Origin of the sequence: Curtobacterium sp. P97 (assembly GCF_023712445.1) — a bacterium.
Classification (GTDB): domain Bacteria; phylum Actinomycetota; class Actinomycetes; order Actinomycetales; family Microbacteriaceae; genus Curtobacterium.
The window spans coordinates 41,904-58,922 of the sequence record NZ_JAMAYF010000009.1; the positions used below are offsets into that span (position 1 = coordinate 41,904).

Annotated in this window: 16 protein-coding genes; 11 read left to right on the plus strand and 5 right to left on the minus strand. The window is 71.7% G+C overall.

What is annotated here, in order from left to right; genetic code table 11:
* Positions 1-35: 35 nt before the first annotated feature.
* Positions 36-1,064, plus strand: coding sequence for a LacI family DNA-binding transcriptional regulator (locus M3677_RS10940; protein ID WP_066652428.1), 1,029 nt, complete (start codon positions 36-38; stop codon positions 1,062-1,064).
* A 923-nt stretch (positions 1,065-1,987) separates the two neighbouring features.
* Here the strand turns inward: M3677_RS10940 and M3677_RS18440 are convergent.
* A complete protein-coding gene (locus tag M3677_RS18440) occupies positions 1,988-2,974 on the minus strand; it encodes a helix-turn-helix domain-containing protein (protein WP_251160546.1) in 987 nt (328 codons plus the stop codon).
* Between the two features lie 121 nt (positions 2,975-3,095).
* Between M3677_RS18440 and M3677_RS10950 the strand changes: the two genes are divergently transcribed.
* Both M3677_RS10950 and M3677_RS10955 read left to right on the plus strand, forming a co-directional pair.
* A complete protein-coding gene (locus M3677_RS10950; RefSeq protein WP_251160547.1) occupies positions 3,096-3,542 on the plus strand; it encodes a MarR family transcriptional regulator in 447 nt (148 codons plus the stop codon).
* 161 nt (positions 3,543-3,703) lie between these two features.
* Positions 3,704-3,856 (plus strand): hypothetical protein, encoded by a 153-nt coding sequence (locus M3677_RS10955; protein ID WP_158407728.1) that lies wholly within the window; start codon positions 3,704-3,706, stop codon positions 3,854-3,856.
* 86 nt (positions 3,857-3,942) lie between these two features.
* Here M3677_RS10955 and M3677_RS10960 read toward each other — a convergent pair whose 3' ends face one another.
* From M3677_RS10960 to M3677_RS10975, 4 genes are all read right to left on the minus strand, one after another.
* The gene (locus M3677_RS10960) at positions 3,943-4,791 is read right to left on the minus strand and encodes a carbohydrate ABC transporter permease (protein WP_081984659.1); all 849 of its coding nucleotides are present in this window, start codon (positions 4,789-4,791) and stop codon (positions 3,943-3,945) included.
* On the minus strand, positions 4,791-5,717 hold the full coding sequence (locus M3677_RS10965; protein WP_251160548.1) for a carbohydrate ABC transporter permease: 927 nt from the start codon (positions 5,715-5,717) through the stop codon (positions 4,791-4,793). The genes M3677_RS10960 and M3677_RS10965 overlap by 1 nt, the downstream gene beginning before the upstream one ends.
* Positions 5,718-5,770: 53 nt before the next feature.
* On the minus strand, positions 5,771-7,090 hold the full coding sequence (locus M3677_RS10970; RefSeq protein WP_066652411.1) for an ABC transporter substrate-binding protein: 1,320 nt from the start codon (positions 7,088-7,090) through the stop codon (positions 5,771-5,773).
* Between the two features lie 161 nt (positions 7,091-7,251).
* Positions 7,252-8,271: a LacI family DNA-binding transcriptional regulator gene (locus M3677_RS10975; RefSeq protein ID WP_251160549.1), complete on the minus strand. Its 1,020-nt coding sequence runs from the start codon at positions 8,269-8,271 to the stop codon at positions 7,252-7,254.
* Between the two features lie 247 nt (positions 8,272-8,518).
* Between M3677_RS10975 and M3677_RS10980 the strand changes: the two genes are divergently transcribed.
* From M3677_RS10980 to M3677_RS11015, 8 genes are all read left to right on the plus strand, one after another.
* The gene (locus tag M3677_RS10980) at positions 8,519-9,757 is read left to right on the plus strand and encodes a sugar ABC transporter substrate-binding protein (RefSeq protein ID WP_066652409.1); all 1,239 of its coding nucleotides are present in this window, start codon (positions 8,519-8,521) and stop codon (positions 9,755-9,757) included.
* Between the two features lie 58 nt (positions 9,758-9,815).
* Positions 9,816-10,766 carry a carbohydrate ABC transporter permease gene (locus M3677_RS10985; protein WP_066652406.1) on the plus strand — a complete coding sequence of 317 codons (951 nt, stop codon included), beginning with the start codon at positions 9,816-9,818 and terminating at the stop codon, positions 10,764-10,766.
* Positions 10,763-11,653, plus strand: a complete 891-nt coding sequence (locus M3677_RS10990; protein ID WP_209683854.1) for a carbohydrate ABC transporter permease — start codon at positions 10,763-10,765, stop codon at positions 11,651-11,653. The genes M3677_RS10985 and M3677_RS10990 overlap by 4 nt, the downstream gene beginning before the upstream one ends.
* 49 nt (positions 11,654-11,702) lie before the next feature.
* A complete protein-coding gene (locus M3677_RS10995; protein ID WP_066652399.1) occupies positions 11,703-12,548 on the plus strand; it encodes a ThuA domain-containing protein in 846 nt (281 codons plus the stop codon).
* Positions 12,545-13,666: a Gfo/Idh/MocA family protein gene (locus M3677_RS11000; RefSeq protein ID WP_251160550.1), complete on the plus strand. Its 1,122-nt coding sequence runs from the start codon at positions 12,545-12,547 to the stop codon at positions 13,664-13,666. Before M3677_RS10995 ends, M3677_RS11000 begins: the two co-directional genes overlap by 4 nt.
* A gap of 260 nt (positions 13,667-13,926) precedes the next feature.
* Positions 13,927-15,291, plus strand: coding sequence for an ATP-binding protein (locus tag M3677_RS18445; protein ID WP_308201979.1), 1,365 nt, complete (start codon positions 13,927-13,929; stop codon positions 15,289-15,291).
* The gene (locus M3677_RS11010) at positions 15,288-15,908 is read left to right on the plus strand and encodes a response regulator transcription factor (RefSeq protein WP_066652392.1); all 621 of its coding nucleotides are present in this window, start codon (positions 15,288-15,290) and stop codon (positions 15,906-15,908) included. Before M3677_RS18445 ends, M3677_RS11010 begins: the two co-directional genes overlap by 4 nt.
* 135 nt (positions 15,909-16,043) lie before the next feature.
* On the plus strand, positions 16,044-16,922 hold the full coding sequence (locus M3677_RS11015) for a hypothetical protein (RefSeq protein ID WP_251160551.1): 879 nt from the start codon (positions 16,044-16,046) through the stop codon (positions 16,920-16,922).
* Positions 16,923-17,019: the final 97 nt, after the last annotated feature.

Sequence of the window (17,019 nt, forward strand, 5' to 3'; positions counted from 1 at the left end):
CTGGCGGAACGCTGTTGCGGCGGTACGGTGAGCACATGCAGACCGCCGTCGACCACACGCCCGGACCGGGGCGGGTCACGATCGCGGACGTCGCGCGTGCCGCCGGCGTCTCGATCCCGACCGTGTCGAAGGTGGTCAACAACCGCGACGGCGTGGCGCCCGCGACCATGCTCCGCGTCCAGGAGGTGGTCGAGCGCCTGGGCTACGAGACGTCCCTCGTCGCGCGCAGCCTGCGGAGCTCCCGCACCAACGTCATCGGCATCCTGGTCCCCGAGTTCGAGCCGTTCTCGACCGAGCTCCTGCGCGGCGTCTCGGCGGCGACCACGGGGACCGGCTACGAGCTGCTCGCCTACGCCGGACTCGAGGCCGGCACGGGGCAGCCCGGGTGGGAACGCCGCTCGCTCTCACGCCTGTCCGGAACGCTCATCGACGGCGCCATCGTCGTTACCCCCTCCGCCGCCCTGTCGGGAGCGTCGATCCCCGTCGTCGCGATCGACCCGCACACCGGGCCGGAGGGCCACGCGACCGTCGACACCGACAACGTCGCCGGGGCCCGGGACGCCGTGGACCACCTGCTCGAGCTCGGGCACACCCGCATCGCCCACGTGCAGGGGCGCAGCGACCTGGCGTCGTCGCAGCTCCGCGAGACCGGCTACCGGGACGCCCTCGCCGCCGCCGGCATCGCGGTCGACGAGCGACTCGTGCGCGCCGGTGACTACCAGGAGGAGCGCTCGGCAGCCGTCGCGCACGAGCTCCTCACGCTGCCCGACCGGCCGACGGCGGTGTTCGCCGCGAACGACTCGTCGGCCATCGGCGTGCTGCACGCCGCAGCGTCGCTCGGACTGCGCGTGCCCGAGGACCTGTCGGTCGTCGGGTTCGACGACGTCCCGCAGGCGTCGACCACGACGCCGCCGCTCACCACCGTGGCCCAGCCGCTCGCCGAACTCGGCGCGAGCGCGGTCGCGATGCTCCTCGCCATGCTCCGCGGCGAGCCCACGAGCGACCACGTGCGCCTGCGCTCGACGCTGCGCGTCCGGAGCAGCACGGCGCCGGCGCACGCCTGAGGCGCGCGGCCGCTGCGCGGCGCTGCGTCTCCCCGCGGCACGACGAGCGGGCCACATCCGTCACACTCGGCGCTGCTGGCAGCCGATCGCACCCGCCCGACGCACGCTCGCGGCGTGTCGTACCCACTCAGCCGTCGCGACGGATCGACGGACAGGTCGACGGACGGGAGGCACGCGACGACCTGGCACCGCGCCTCCCGGCGGTACGGCGAGCGGGCCACATCCGTCACGCTCGGCACTGCTGACAACCGATCGCACCCGCCCGACGCACGCCCGCGGCGGGTCGTACCCACTCAGCCGTCGCGACGGGCCGACGGACAGGTCGACGGACGGGAGCCGCGCGGCAGGCGCCGCGCCTCCCGGCGGTCCGGCGAGCGGGCCACATCCGTCACATTCGGCGCTGCTGACAACCGATCGCACCCGCCCGACGCACGCCCGCGGCGTGTCGTACCCGCTCAGCCGTCACGACGTCCCGACGGATCGACGGACGGGAGGCGCGCGACGACCTGGCACCGCGCCTCCCGTCCGGCGGTGCTCGCCTGCTGCGCGGTGGCGCGAGTCGTCCGCGGGAGCGACAGTGCGCCGCGGTCGGGAGACGGAATCACGTCGTTGCCGCGGCGCGGGCCGCGCCGCTCGCGCCCGCGGCGCCCACGACGCCTGCGGCACAACCGACGGCACGTCGCGCCACGGCTTTCCGTGGCGCGACGTGCTCCTGGTGTTGCGTGAGCACGTCGCACCCGCCGCCAGCGGCGCAGGCCGCGGCGCGGGCCGCGCCGCTCGCGCCCGCGGCGCCAGCGGCACAACCGAAGACACGTCGCGCCACGGCGTTCCGTGGCGCGACGTGCTCCTGGTCGTGCGTGAGCACGTCGCGCCCGCCGCTGCGCGCTGCGCCGACCGGTGCGGCGCCACCCGCGGCTCAGCGCTCAGCGCCGCAGCGTCTGCTTCGGGTACTCGCCGAAGCGCTCGGCGTAGGACGCCGAGAACCGCCCGAGGTGTGCGAAGCCCCACCGGCGCGCGATGTCCCCGACGGCACCGGCCTGCGGCCCTGCCTCGAGGAGCTCCTCGTGCACGCGGTCGAGCCGCACGTGGCGCAGGTAGGTCAGCGGGGAGACGTCGAAGACCCGCCGGAAGGACTCCTGGACGGACCGCACGCTCAACCCCGCGGCCTCGGACAGGTCGACGATCGACACCGGTTCGGCGGCGTGCGCGTGGATGTACTCCACGGCGGCCCGGAGCCGGGCGTTCCGCGGCTGCTCCAGCACGTCGGGCAGGTCGTCGCTCTGCGGCGGGAACATGTCGAGGAAGACCTCGGCAGCGGTGACCTTGGCGTCCTGCCACGCGTCCGAGTCCGGTCCGCCGACGCGCAGCGCCCGGGACAACGCCGTCAGGGCACCCTGCCAGCGGTGCTCGATCGACTCGTCGGCACCGCGTCGTGGGTCGAACCGCATCGGCCGGTCCGCGATGTCCGACCGCGCCGCGGCGACACGTCGGACGAACTCGCGGTCGAAGTGCACCAGCCGCTGGTCGTAGTCCGCGGTGACGAAGCCGAACTCCTCGTCGGCGGGGAACATCACGGGGGTGTCGTGCAGCATGGGCCAGCGCTCACCGCGCATCTCGAGCTCACCCGTGCCGGTGCTGATCCACGTGACGACGTAGTCGACCGAGCCGACGGGCATCCAGCCCCGGATCTCGCCGTGCATCTGGGAGCGCCGGATGGTGACCTCGCTGTCCCCGATCGCGGTGTAGCGGTAGTCGAACCGCCCGTGGGACGGCACGGCGCTCCACCGCTCCCCCGCGTAGATGCCGCCGAGGTCGCGGACGGCGGTGTCCGGGCGCGTCCCGGACACCTCGAACCGCACCGGTGCGATGGTCTCCTCGGCGCCGAACGCCTCGATCAACGGGTCAGCCACGGCAGGTCCGTCGGCGTGGCTCTGTCCAGATGGCGCATGCTTCCTCGTTATCCGGATACGGTTCTGGGGTGGGTGCCGCGTAGTGTCGCGCACGACCGATGCGCACGGAGGGGGCGACCACGTGAGTGAGATCGACCTGACGGCGGCGATCACCCGGCTCGAGGCCGCGATGGGTGCCCTCCGCGGCCGACTGCGCGAACGCCTCTCCGTCTCCGGTTCGGACCTCACGGTCCTGCAGTTCGTCGCCCGCGCCGCTGCGGCGGACCGGACGGTCCGGGTGAAGGACCTCGTGTCGCACCTCGGCCTGACGGGCCCGGCGGTCACGGGGACGGTCGACCGGCTCGAACGCGCCGGGCACCTGTGCCGCGTGCCGAACCCGGAGGACGGCCGCAGCCGGTTCATCGAGCTCACGCCGGAGACGCAGCGCGCCTACGCCGCGGCGATGGACAGTACGAACGAGCACCTGCACGAGCTCCTGTCCTCCTTCTCCGAGCGCGAGATCACGCGGTACGTCCGCGTGATCGATCGTGTGATCGAGGCGCTCGAGTACGGCGCTCCGACCCCCTGACGGCAGGCTACGGGCGGCCGAGGACCCTGCTCGAACGTTTGTCCAACAAGCGCAGTTAGGTAACTTCCCGACCTATCTTGCCGGACGCGGAGTCGCCGTGCCCGTACCGTCACCACTGGGTACCCCCACACGGGGGTGGATCAGGGAAACGGGGAGGAACCATGGGTTCGTACCAGTCCGAGCCGGGCATCGACCCGGTGCGCATCGAGACGTTCCGCCGGATGCGCAAGCGGTGGAAGTACGGCGAGCTGCAGGACGCGAACGGCCTGTACGCCGACTTCTTCACCGACACCGCGCGCGACGCACGTCGCTGACGGCACGGCACCGTCCGGGCCGCGACGAGCGCGTACCGTCCGTCACGGGGCCGGCGACCGGTCCGCGGTCACCGAGGCTGCGGACGTCACCCCTTGACCGCTCCGCTGGTGAGCCCGGAGACGATCGAGCGGCGGAACACCAGCACGAGGATGACGATCGGGATCGTCGCGGCGACGCTCGCCGCGAAGATCTGCGCGAACGGCACGGTGAACTGGGTCCCGAACAGGGCGATGCCGACCGGGATGGTCCGGAACGAGTTCTCGCTGTTGAAGGTGAGCGCCATGAGGAACTCGCTCCACGACGCCGTGAAGGTGAACACCCCGACGGTGAAGAGCCCGGGCTTCGCCATGGGCAGGATCACCGACAGCACGGTGCGCCAGGCGCCGGCGCCGTCGATCTCGGAGGCCTCCTCGATGGTCGAGGGGATCCCCTGCAGGTAGTTGCGCATGATCCAGATGGCGAAGGGCAGGTTGAACGCGACGTACGGCACGACCAGGCCCGGGTACGAGTTGAGCAGCCCGAGGTTCCGCTCGAGCAGGTACAGCGGCGTCAGGACCGCGATCGCCGGGAAGACCGACAGCATGAGCAGCGAGGTCATGATCGCCGTGCGGCCCTTGATCCACCGCCCGGCGAGGGCGTAGCCGGCGAGGAACGACAGCGCGAGCACGATGACCGTCGTCGCCACCGACACCACGATGCTGTTCACCATGTACTGCCCGAGGGCGTTGTCGCGGAAGGCCACGACGAAGTTGTCGAACGTCAGCGACTGCGGCACGACGGTCGGCGGCGACTGGGCGATCTCCGACGACGGCTTGAGCGAGGTCGAGACGAGCCAGTAGAGCGGCAGCGCGGTGAGCACGGCGATGACGACACCGCTGACGTTGACGGTGTTGACCCACTTCCGCCAGCCCTTGCGGACACGTTGACGGGGCATCAGGCATCCCCTCCCTTCGCCTGGTTCCGGAACGCCCGCAGGAAGAGCAGGCACCCGACGGCCACGATGACCGCGGTGCTGGTCGCGATCGCTGCGCCCGGTCCGATGTTGATGTCCTGGAAGAGCACCTTGTAGCCCATGATCGCGAGCGACTGGGTCGTGGTGCCCGGTCCGCCGTTCGTCAGCACGAACGGCAGGTCGAAGACGCCGAACGCCTGCAGTACGCGGAACAGGACCGCGATCGTCAGGGTCGGAGCCAACTGCGGGACGACGACGCGCCAGAACGTCTGCCACCCGTTCGCCCCGTCGAGCTCGGCGGCCTCGTAGAGGTCCTCCGAGATCTGGACGAGGCCCGCGAGCAGGATGATCGCCACGAACGGCGTGGTCTTCCAGATGTCCGCGACCATCAGACCCGTGATCGCGGGGACCGGTTCACCGAGGATCGCCGGGGCGTCGCCGAACAGCCCGAAGAACCACGTCGCGACGCCGTAGGTCGAGTCGTAGATGTACTTCCACAGCTGTGCGTTCACGATCGTCACGAGCGACCACGGCACGAGGAGCAGCGCGAGCATCCAGCCGCGGGTGACCCCCAGCCGTTCGAGCACCAGGGCGACGAGCATGCCGAGGACGAGCTCCACGGACACCGTGACGACCGTGTACAGCACCGTGAAGCCGAGCGCCCGGTACCAGTCGGCGCTCTGCAGCAGGGCCGCGTAGTTGCCGAGGCCGAAGCCCTGGATCGTGAAGCCGTCGTAGCCGATCTCGACGTCCGCGAAGCTCAGGACGATCGAGTACACCACCGGGAAGATCGTGACCGCGGCGACGACCAGGAGCGCCGGGGCAGCGAAGCCCCACGCGCCCCGGGCACGGACGCGCTCCATCCGCGACCGAGCGCTCGTCGGGCGGTACCCGTCGGGCCTCCTCACCGGAGTCCGTCCCCCGGCCGCACCGGCCGGCGTCCGCGTCGCGGTGCCGGCGCTCACAGCGCGTCCCCGGTCAGGGCGAGCGAGATCGCGGAGGCCATCGCGCGGGTGCCGCCGTCGACGGACGCCTGCCCGCCGAGGATGCTGTTGCCGTTCTGGTACACGCCCTGCGAGACCTTCGGGTAGTACGCCGTCGAGGTCGGACGGGGAACGAGCGTGATGCCCGCCGCGGTGTCGTACGTCGGGCGGTTCTGCCGCTTCGCGTCGTCGCTGACCAGGCTCGCGCTGCGGGCCGGCAGGACACCGCCCTCGCGGGTGAGGAACTGCTGCGCCGTCTCGCTCGACATCCAGGCCGCGAAGGTGAGCGCCGCCGCGGGCTGCTGGGTGTGCGGGTTGATGTAGTTCCCCCACCCACCGATCGTCGAGTGGTGCTCGTCCGTGCCGTCGAACGTCGGGCGCGCGGCGAGACCGACCTTGCCCGCGACCGCGGAGTCCGGCCCGTTGGCGATGCCCCACGCGTACGACCAGTTGCGCAGGAACGCGGCGCGACCGCCTGCGAAGGCGTCGTTCGTGTCCTGCTCCTGGTACGTCAGGGTCGCGCGCGGTGCGGCGCCGTCGGTGATGAGCGACCGCATGAACTCGAAGGCGCGCTTCGTCTCCGAGCTCGTGGTCGCGGGCTTCGTCAGGTCGTCGTTGAGCAGCGAGCCGCCCGCATCGGCGACGAACTCGGTGACGTTGCAGGTGAGGCCCTCGTACACGTCGCCCTGGAACGCCAGCCCGTAGTCGACGTCGCCCGTGTCGACGAGCTTCGCGGCGGTCTCCTTGACCTCCTCCCACGAGCGCGGGACCTGGAACCCGTGCTTGTCGAGCAGGTCCTGCCGGTACAGGAAGAACGACTCGTCGATGTAGAGCGGGAACATGTAGTAGGTCCCGTCGACGCTGGCGGCCAGCCGGAGTCCCTCGGGGAACTGCTCGAAGAAGTCCTCGCCGACGAGCTGGTTCACCGGGGTCGCGAGCTTGTTCTTCGCGAACTGCCCGGGCCACGCGACGTCGCCCAGGTACACGTCCGGTGTCGGGCTCCCCGCGGCGATCTGCGTCGTCAGGCTGGTGCGGTTCGTGTCGGTGTCGCTCGGGGCGCTGACGATCCGCACGCGGATGTTCGGGTGCTCCTTCTGGAACTCCGCGATCAACCGGCGACGGAGGTCACCGCCGTCCTTCGAGGCCACCTGCCCCGCCCACCAGCTGATCGTGACGTCGCCCTCGGGCGGGTCGGTGGGCCACTGCTCGACGGTGGTGCGCTCCGGCCGGGTGGAGCAGCCGGCGAGCAGCAGCACCCCCGTGCCCCCGAGCAGGAAGAGCCTGCGGTCGATTGCCATCCGTCCTCCTCGACGAAGGGTGCGCGAGCACCCGGCGATCACGTGGCACCACAGAACCAAGCGCGCCTGAGCGACCGCACAGGGAGCCTGAGTAGGCGACGGACGGGAGGCGCGGTGCGGGCCCCGCCACGTGCCTCCCGTCCGAGGCATGGCCGCGCTGGTCAGCGGGTGGGTGCGGGGGCCGTCGACTCGGCGGGGCGGAGCACGCAGGGCAGCAGGAAGTGCGGGAGCTCGACGGACGTGCCGTCGAGGCGGTCGATCAGCGCGTCGGCCGCGCGCACGCCGAGCTCGCGACCGGGCGCGATCATCGTCGACAGGCGGGGGTGGTGCTGGTCCCCCGCTGCGGCCGACGACGCGATGCTGAGCACCGAGACGTCATCAGGCACCCGTCGACCCGCGGCGTAGAGACCGACCAGCAGACCGGCGGACGAGTCGTCCTTCATCACGAGCACCGCGGTGACGTCCGGGTCCACCTCGAGCAGGCGTCGGGCGGCGTCGCGACCGCCCTCGCTCCCGGGGCCGGCGTACACGATCGTTCCCGCACCGCCGCGCTCGGCGACCGAGCGGCGGAAGGTGTCCTCGACCCGCAGGTGCGGTGCGTACCCGGCCATCGGTGTGCCCTCGAGGCTCTCGAGCACGAGCCCGAAGCGCCGGTGGCCGAGACCCTGCAGGTGGTCGAGTCCGTCCTCGATGGTGGTCTCGAAGTCGATGTCCACGTACGGCAGCTCGTCCGCGTCGCGCGTCCGGCCGATCAGGGTGAAGGGCACCCCGAGCTCGGACAGCTTGACCACGCGCGGGTCGTCCATCCGCACCTCCATGAGGACGACGCCGTCGACGAGACCGCCGGAGACGAGGTCGTCGAGGTCGTCGCCGGCCGGGTCGACGGGCCAGAGCACCAGGTGGTACCCGCGCTCGGAGGCCCGCTCCGCGGCGTTCATGAAGAACTCGGACGTGGTCGGGCTGAAGCGGTTGCCCGTGGTCGGGAAGAGCAGGGCGATGATCCGCGTCCGCCGGCTGGCGAGCGCGCGCGCCACGACGTTGCCGCGGAACTTCAGCTCGCGCATCGCCGCGGTGACCTTCGCCGTCGTCGCCGGCGTGACGTACTTCGTGCCGTTCACCACGAACGACACCGTCGCGATGGAGACGCCGGCGCGGTCGGCGACCTGCTGCATCGTGGCCATCGGCCCCTCCTGATCGATCGGCACCGTCGGGTTCCGTGCACGTCCGGCGGCAGGCCGGCGACGGTGCCGTCCTGCTCCGCGTGCACTGCGGTGGTCACGAGCATAGACCCGCACCGGAACCAGAAAAGCGCTTTACAGGTGAAGCGCTTTTCTGTTAGCTTCTCGCCCCAGGACCACCGCGACGACGACGTCAGTGGAGTCGACGCACCGTGTCCTTCCCCGCATCCGCGAAGAGAAGAGCAGTGCAATGAAGCCTGGTTTCCGCTCCACGTCCCGCCGGGGCCGCGCCCTCGTCGGCGCCGCCGCGATCGTCGCGACGGTCCCCCTCGTCCTGGCCGGGTGCTCCGGCTCCGGCAACGCATCGTCGTCCGGCGGCGGCGGCAAGACCCTCACGATCGAGGACTACTACGACGCCAACTACGACCCCGTGTACCAGCAGTGCGCGAAGGACGTCGGCGTCGAGGTGAAGATCAACCACGTCGCCGGCGCCGGCCTCATCTCGAAGGTCCTGCAGCAGGCGTCGTCGCGCACCCTGCCCGACGTGCTCATGCTCGACAACCCCGACGTGCAGCAGATCGCCTCGTCCGGGGCGCTGTCCGACCTCGCCGACTACGGCCTCGACGCGGACGACGACGTCCCCGGCGTGAAGGGCGCGAACACGTTCGAGGGCAAGCTCTACGGGCTGCAGCCGAACACGAACTCCATCGCGCTGTACTACAACAAGAAGCTGCTCGACGAGGCAGGCGTCCAGCCGCCCAAGACGTGGGACGAGCTCAAGGAAGCCGCGAAGAAGCTCACGAACGGGTCGACGTACGGCTTCGCGATGAGCAACATCAACACCTACGAGGGCACCTGGCAGTTCCTGCCGTTCTTCTGGTCGAACGGCGGCGACGAGAAGGACATCGCGACGCCCGAGGCCGCCCAGGCGCTGCAGCTCGTGCAGGACCTGCAGGACGACGGCTCGATGTCGAAGAGCTCGATCAACTGGGCGCAGGCCGACGTCAACAACCAGTTCATCGCCGGCAAGGCCGCGATGATGATCAACGGTCCGTGGCAGCTGCCGGCGCTCAAGAAGGCGAAGGACCTCGAGTTCGACAGCGTCCCGATCCCGACGCGCACCGGGTCCGAAACCGTCGCCCCGCTCGGCGGCGAGGCCTTCACCGTCCCGCAGACCGGGAACAAGGACACGATGCAGCTCGCCGGCAAGTTCGTCGGGTGCCTGAACAGCGACAAGATGCAGGCCGTCCTGGCCGGGGTCAGCGGCAACGTGCCCACCAACATCGAGGTCGGCAAGAAGTGGGCGGAGGACCACGCCGACGTGGCCTCGTTCGTCACCACCGTGCAGACCGCCCGGGCCCGGACGGCCGAGCTCGGACCGGACTGGCCCAAGGCCGCCACGAGGATCTACACCGCCGTGCAGCTCGCACTGACCGGCAAGGCCGACCCCGAGCAGGCGCTCGAGCAGGCGCAGTCGCAGAACCAGTAGCGGAGCCGGGGAGCCGGTCGCGAGACCGGCTCCCCGTTCCCTGACGGAAGGACCTGACATGAGCGCCTCCACGCAGATCCGGCCCCGGGCGACGACGCCCGCGGCCCCCGCCCGCCCCGGACAGCGCCGCGCGCGCATCCGGTCGTCCATCACCCGCTGGCTGTTCGTCGTGCCGGCCGCGGTGTTCGTGGCCCTGTTCTTCGGCTACCCCGTGGTCAAGAACATCCTGATGTCGTTCCAGGACTACACGACGAAGACCTTCTTCACCGGCGAGGCCCCCTGGGTCGGCCTCGGCAACTACATCGCGGTCTTCTCGAGCAGCGTCTTCACGACCAGCGTCGTCAACACCGCCCTGTTCACCGCGGGCTCGATCGTCCTGCAGTTCGTCCTCGGCCTCGGCCTCGCGCTGTTCTTCCGGCGGCACTTCCCGCTGTCGGGCTTCCTGCGCGGCCTGCTGCTCCTGCCGTGGCTGCTCCCCCTCATCGCCTCGAGCGCGGTGTGGAAGTGGCTGCTCGACCAGGACAGCGGTGCGCTGAACCAGCTGCTCGGCGTCGTCGGCATCGGCCCCGTGCCGTGGCTGGTCAGCCCGAGCCTGGCCCTCATCGCCGTCATCGGCGTGAACGTCTGGCTCGGCATCCCCTTCAACACGACGATCCTGTACAGCGGGCTGCAGTCCGTCCCGCCGGAGCTCTACGAAGCGGGCGCCCTCGACGGTGCCACCGGCGTCAAGGCGTTCTGGTACATCACCTGGCCGAGCATCCGGAGCGTCGTGAGCGTGGTCATCGTGCTCGGGGTCGTCTACACGCTGAAGGTCGTCGACATCATCCTCGGCCTGACCGGCGGCGGTCCCGCGAACTCGACGCAGACGCTCGCCACGAACGCCTACCACCAGTCGTTCATCAACTTCCAGTTCGGCATCGGAGCCGCGGTGAGCAACGTGCTCATCGTCGTCTCGTTCGTCTTCGCGATGGTCTACATCGCGATCTCCCGGAAGGCGGTCGACGAATGAGCGTCGGACTCGCGAACCAGACCGTCACCGTCACCCGCGCGATCACGACGAAGCGGAGCGCACGAGCGCCCCGCCCGCGCCGCACCGCGAAGGGGTTGCCGTTCACCATCCTCGGGATCGTGTTCCTCGCGATCATGGTCTTCCCCGTGTACTGGATGGTGAACACGAGCCTCCAGGCGACCTCGGGAGCCGCCACCGCGACCTGGTTCCCGTGGAACCCGACGTTCGCCGGCTACCGGGCGGCCTTCGCCCAGCAGGGGCAGAACTTCGTGTCGAGCATGATCATCGGCCTCGGCACCGTCGTGCTCACGCTGGCGATCGCGACCCCGGCGGCGTACGGCCTCGCCCGGTTCCGGATGCGCGGCACGAAGGTGTTCCTGCTCGTGCTGCTCATCACCCAGATGATCCCCGGCATCGTGATCGCCAACGCGCTGTACACGCTCTTCAACAACGTCGGGCTGCTCAACAGCTACGTCGGGCTGATCCTGGCCGACAGCGCCGTGCAGGTGCCCTTCGCGATCCTGCTCATGCGGGCGTTCATGGAGTCGATCCCGCCGAGCCTGGTCGAGGCCGCGCTCGTCGACGGCGCGAACGACCTGCGTGCCTTCGTGTCGATCGTGCTGCCGATCAGCCGCAACGCCATCGTCACCGCGGCACTCTTCACGTTCCTCGGCGCGTGGGGCGACTTCCTCATCGCGCTCACGCTCACCTCGACCGACGCGGTCCGACCGATCACGCTCGGCATCTACAACTACATCGGCTCGAACGTCACCGACTGGGGACCCGTCATGGCGACGTCGGTCCTCGCGTCCCTGCCGGCGGCCGTGCTCCTCATCGTCGCCCAGCGCTACATCTCCGCCGGTGCACTCGGCGGGGCGGTCAAGTGACGACCGCCCCCGACGTGCTCCACGCCACCCCTCCAGGAAGGCCCACACCATGACCACCACCCCGCTGCGCATCACCGTCTGGGGCGAGAACGTCCACGAGCAGGTCGAGCAGCACGTCGCCGAGCGCTACCCCGACGGCATGCACGGCGCGATCGCCGACGGCATCCGCGAGAACCTGCCGGACGCCGTCGTCCGCACCGCCACCATGCAGGAGCCCGAGCACGGGCTGACCGATGCCGTGCTCGCCGAGACCGACGTCCTGACCTGGTGGGGGCACGCCGCCCACGCCGACGTCGACGACGCCGTGGTCGACCGCGTCCACAAGCACGTGCTGTCCGGCATGGGGCTCGTGGTCCTGCACTCCGGCCACTGGTCGAAGATCTTCGGCAAGCTCATGGGCACCACCTGCACCCTGCGCTGGCGGAGCGAGCACGACCAGGAGCTCGTCTGGACCGTGAACCCGCAGCACCCGATCACCCGCGGTGTCCCGAACCCGATCGTCATCCCCGAGCAGGAGATGTACGGCGAGTACTTCGACGTGCCCACGCCCGACGAGCTGGTCTTCATCTCCGGGTTCACCGGCGGCGAGGTCTTCCGGAGCGGCATGACCTACCGCCGCGGCCTGGGGAGGATCTTCTACTTCTCCCCCGGTGACCAGGACTTCCCCGTGTACCACCACCCGGACGTCCGACGGGTGATCGCGAACGCGGCCGAGTGGGCGCGACCGGAGCGCGAGCGCGAGCTGCCGACCCTGCGCCGCTACGACCTCGGCGAGTACTTCGACGGGCAGCACTACCGCGGCCCGTTCGACGACGCACCCGAGGACGAGCTCGCCGAGCCCGCTGAGCCCGCCCAGTCCGCCGAGCCAACCGAGCCCGCCGAGGCCCGCGCATGACCGAGCACGCCCCGCTGCGGGTCGTGCAGGTCGGCGCCGGCGGCATGGGCCGCGCGTGGCTCGGGACGGTCGCCGCCGACCCGGACGTCGAGCTCGTCGGAGTCGTCGACCTCGACCTCGACGCCGCCCGCGCCGGGGCAGAGCTCGCCGGGTCCCCGACGATCCCGGTCGGTCGTGACCTGCCCGCGCTCCTGGCGGAGACCGGCGCCGAGGCCGTCCTCGACATCACGGTGCCCGTCGCCCACCACCCGGTGACGATGGACGCCCTGCACGCGGGGCTCCCCGTCCTCGGCGAGAAGCCCGCGGCGCAGACCGTCGCCGAGGCGCTCTCCCTCGCGGCCGCCGCCGAGGCCACCGGGCAGCTGTTCATGGTGTCGCAGTCGCGCCGCTACAACGACCAGCTCGTGGCCTTCCGGCAGCACGTCCGCGCGCTCGGCGGGGTCGGCAGCCTGAACACGCGGTTCGCGAAGGCCCCGCACTTCGGCGGCTTCCGCGAGGAGATGGACGACGTCCTGCTCCTCGACATGGCGATCCACGCCTTCGACTCCGCCCGCTACGTGCTCGAGCGCGACCCGGTGTCGGTGTACTGCGAGTCGTGGAACCCGTCGTGGTCCTGGTACCGCGGTGACGCGGACGCCGCCGCGGTGTTCACCTTCGAGGACGACGTCCGGTACGTCTACGACGGCTCGTGGTGCGCGCCCGGCGACGAGACGTCGTGGAACGGTGACTGGCGCGCGTCGGGAGCGTCGGGGTCGGCATCGTGGGACGGCGACCACGACCCGTCGAGCGTGATCGACGACGCACCCGGCACGCCGGCAGGTGCGCCGGGGGTCGGTAGGGAGATCGCCGGGGCGCTCGCGTCCTTCGTGCGGGCCGTCCGGACCGGGGTCACCCCCGACGGCGAGGTGCACGGCAACGTCATGAGCCTGGTGATGGTGGACGCGGCGATCGCCTCCGCCCGTTCGGGACAGCGCGTGGTGGTCGACGACGTGCTCGAGCAGGCCCACGCGACGGCGCTCGAGGTCGAGCGGGACGACGCGGTCCGGGAGCGGCTCGCCGCGTGGGGGTCGGTGCGGCAGGCGCTCGCCTCCGCGCCGGACCGGACGCCCGCGGGCTGACGCAGGCACGCACGGACGGGAGGCGCGGTGCCGGCCGGCACCGCGCCTCCTGTCCGTCCCGGTTCGCGCCGCCCTGCCGGACGGATCCGCGCGTCGCGGGCGGATCCGCGCGTACCAGGTCGTTCCTCCTGACCAGGTACGCGCGGTTCCGCTTCCCACTCCAGGCGTGATGGGGAGGAACGGGCACGCGACACACTTTCGGCTCGTCCGGCATCCGTGATCAGGACGCGAGTGTGGCTCAGGGCGATTACGGTTGCTCCGTGCGTGGACACCGGGCGTCGACCAGCGGGCAGCCGACCCCGGTCGTGCTCGTCACCGCCGACCCGCGTCGTCGTGCGGCACGGACCCCCTGGCGGCGGGTCCTCGTCGGGGTCGTCGTCGCCGCGCTGCTCGGGGGCGCCGTCGTCGCGACCGCGGGCACCCTCGTGTCGCAGCGCGTCGCCGAGTCCTTCGCCGTGCGGGACGCCACCGCCGACACGGCTGCGCTCGCCCGGGTGGTGGTGGAGCCCGCCCTCGTGGACGACGTCACCAGCGGCGACCCGGACGCCCGAGCCGTCGCCCGCGCACGACTCGACGACGCCCTGGCCGGCGAGTCCCGCGCCGGCTCGACCGTGCGCCTGAAGCTCTGGGGCGCGGACGGCACCGTGCTCTGGTCCGACGAACCCCGGCTGGTCGGCGAGCGCTTCCCGCTCTCCGACGAGGACCTCGCGGCGCTCCGGACCGACCGGTCCGACGCCGAGGTGTCCGACCTGGACGAGCCCGAGAACCGGTACGAACGCGGGCACGGACCGCTGCTCGAGGCGTACCAGGCGGTGCACACGCCCTCGGGCGACGCCCTGCTGTTCGAGGCGTACCGGCCGTACGACCAGGTCCTCGCCCGCGCCGCCGACCTGCGTGCCGCGTTCGCCGCGCTGGCGTTCGGCACCGTCGGGGTCGTGCTCGTGCTGCTCGTGCCGCTGCTGCTCTGGCTGCTCGTGCGGATCCGCACGGGCCAGCGGCTCCGCGAGCGGTTGCTCGGGCGCGCGCTCGACGCCGAGGCGGCCGAGCGCCGACGCCTCGCGGGCGAACTGCACGACGGTCCCGTGCAGGACGTCGCCGGGCTCGCACTCTCCCTCGGTGCGGTGCCCGAGACCCGTGCCGCCGCCGAGACGCTCCGGCAGGCGGTGTCCGCCCTCCGGACCTCGATGGCGACGATCCGCCCGGCCGCTCCCGGTCGCGACGGCCTGGGTGCCGCGCTCGACGACGCGTGCGCCCGTGCCCGGGCCGCGGGGGTGCTGACGGACGTCGACGTGCCGGAGCCGCTCGAGGCCTCCACGGCCGCGCGGACCGCGATCGTGCGCTTCGTGCGTGAGGCGGTCTGGAACGCCGTGAAGCACGCCGACGCGACCCGCATCCGGGTGTCGGTGCGGGCCGACCGCGGGGACCTGGTGGTGCGCGTGTCCGACGACGGGGTGGGGTTCGACCCGCGGCTCCTCGACGGGCCGGCTCCCGCCGGGCACCTCGGCACGACGCTCCTGCGCGAGGTCGCCGAGGACACCGGCGGCGCGCTGCTGCTGCGGACCGCAGCGGGGGCGGGGACCGCCTGGGAGCTGACGCTGCCCGCCAGGACGGAGTCGCTGCGGTGAGGGTCCTGCTCGTCGACGACCACGCCCTGGTCCGACAGGGCCTCCGCGCCGTGCTCGCGACCACGACCGACTGCGACGTGGTCGGCGAGGCAGGCACGGGTGAGGAGGCCACCGAGCGTGCCGCGTCCCTGCACCCGGACGTCGTCGTGATGGACCTCTCCATGCCGGGCGCGGGCGGGGTCGAGGCGACGCGGGTGATCCGCACCACGATGCCGACGGTCCGGGTGCTCGTCCTCACCACCTTCTCCGACGACGACCGCGTGCGCGCTGCCCTGGCCGCCGGGGCGACCGGGTACCTGCTCAAGGACGCGGCCCCGGAGGAGGTCGTCGCCGCGGTCCGCTCGACGGCGCGCGACGAGGCACCCGTCGACCCACGCGTCGCCCGTGCCCTGCTGCCGGGTGCGCCGGCTCCGGGGCGGGACCGCGGACCGGCCCTGCCGCCCCGCGAGCGCGACGTGCTCGACCGCATCGCACGCGGCCTGTCGAACCGCCAGATCGCGACCGAGCTCGGGATCGCCGAACGGACCGTGAAGGTGCACGTCGGATCGCTGTTCCGCCGCATCGGCGTCGCCGACCGGACGAGTGCGGCGCTCTGGGCCCGCGACCACGGCTGGTGACGACGCGGCCGTGCACACGCCGGCGGAGCGGGTACTAGTACCAAGGTCCGATGGTGCCGCCTCCGCGTCCCGGCGACGATCGTCACGAGGGACGCGACCACCGCCGGCGCGTCGGACCAGCCCAGGAGGCACCCCATGACCACCCAGCGCACGCGACGCCGCACCACCGGCATCGCCACCGCGATCGCGCTCGGCGCCGTCGCCGCGGCGGCCCTCGTCGGGGTGTCCCCCGCGAACGCGTCCGGCAAGACGTCGACCGGCGGGGACTACGCCGTCACCGTCAACGGCGCCACGACGAACCCCGCGGTCGGCAAGGACTTCAAGCTCAAGGACGTCGCCGTCACCGGCACCATCGCGGTCCGCGGCAAGCACAACGGCTTCGACATCCGCATCGCCGACCTCGGCGTGTACGACTACACGCTGACCGGGGCACCGGACACCCAGCGGATGGTGACGAAGCCGACCGTGGTGTTCGCCTCGAAGGTCCCGTCGCTCACCGCCGCGCAGCTCGCCGGCACGAAGCTCTCCTCGCTCGAGGTCCGCGACGACACGCTCGTGGCGATCTTCGGCACCGGCGCGGGCAAGTTCAAGATCCAGGCGAAGGACGGCGCCCAGGGCGGGATCTTCCAGATGGAGACCGAGTTCGCCCAGCCCGTGACGTTCACGCACACGCTCGGGGCCGGGCTCTTCTACTTCACCAACCCCTACACGGGGAAGATCAACTTCGGCGACGGCGTCGCGGCGGTGTCCTCGGGCAGCGACGCGCACCAGATGCTGCTCGGCAAGGACAGCCCGCAGGTCGCGACGAAGACCTCGCAGACCGCGACCACCACGACCTGGACGGTCCAGCCCGGCGGACGCATGGGTGGTGTGCTCGGCGAGGACGCGGTCGAGCTGTCGCAGGGCGCGACGAACTGCACGAGCGACTGCCAGGCGCAGAACCAGGTCCGCGGCTCCCTGCCGGTCCCCCCGGACCCGGTGGACCCGCAGCCGCTGCGCGTCGCCACGCGCTGACGGGACCACGCGACGGACTGGAGGCGCGGTGCCAGCGGGCACCGCGCCTCCCGTCCGTCGTTCCGTCCCGCCCGCCCGGCCCGGCCCGGCCCAGCCC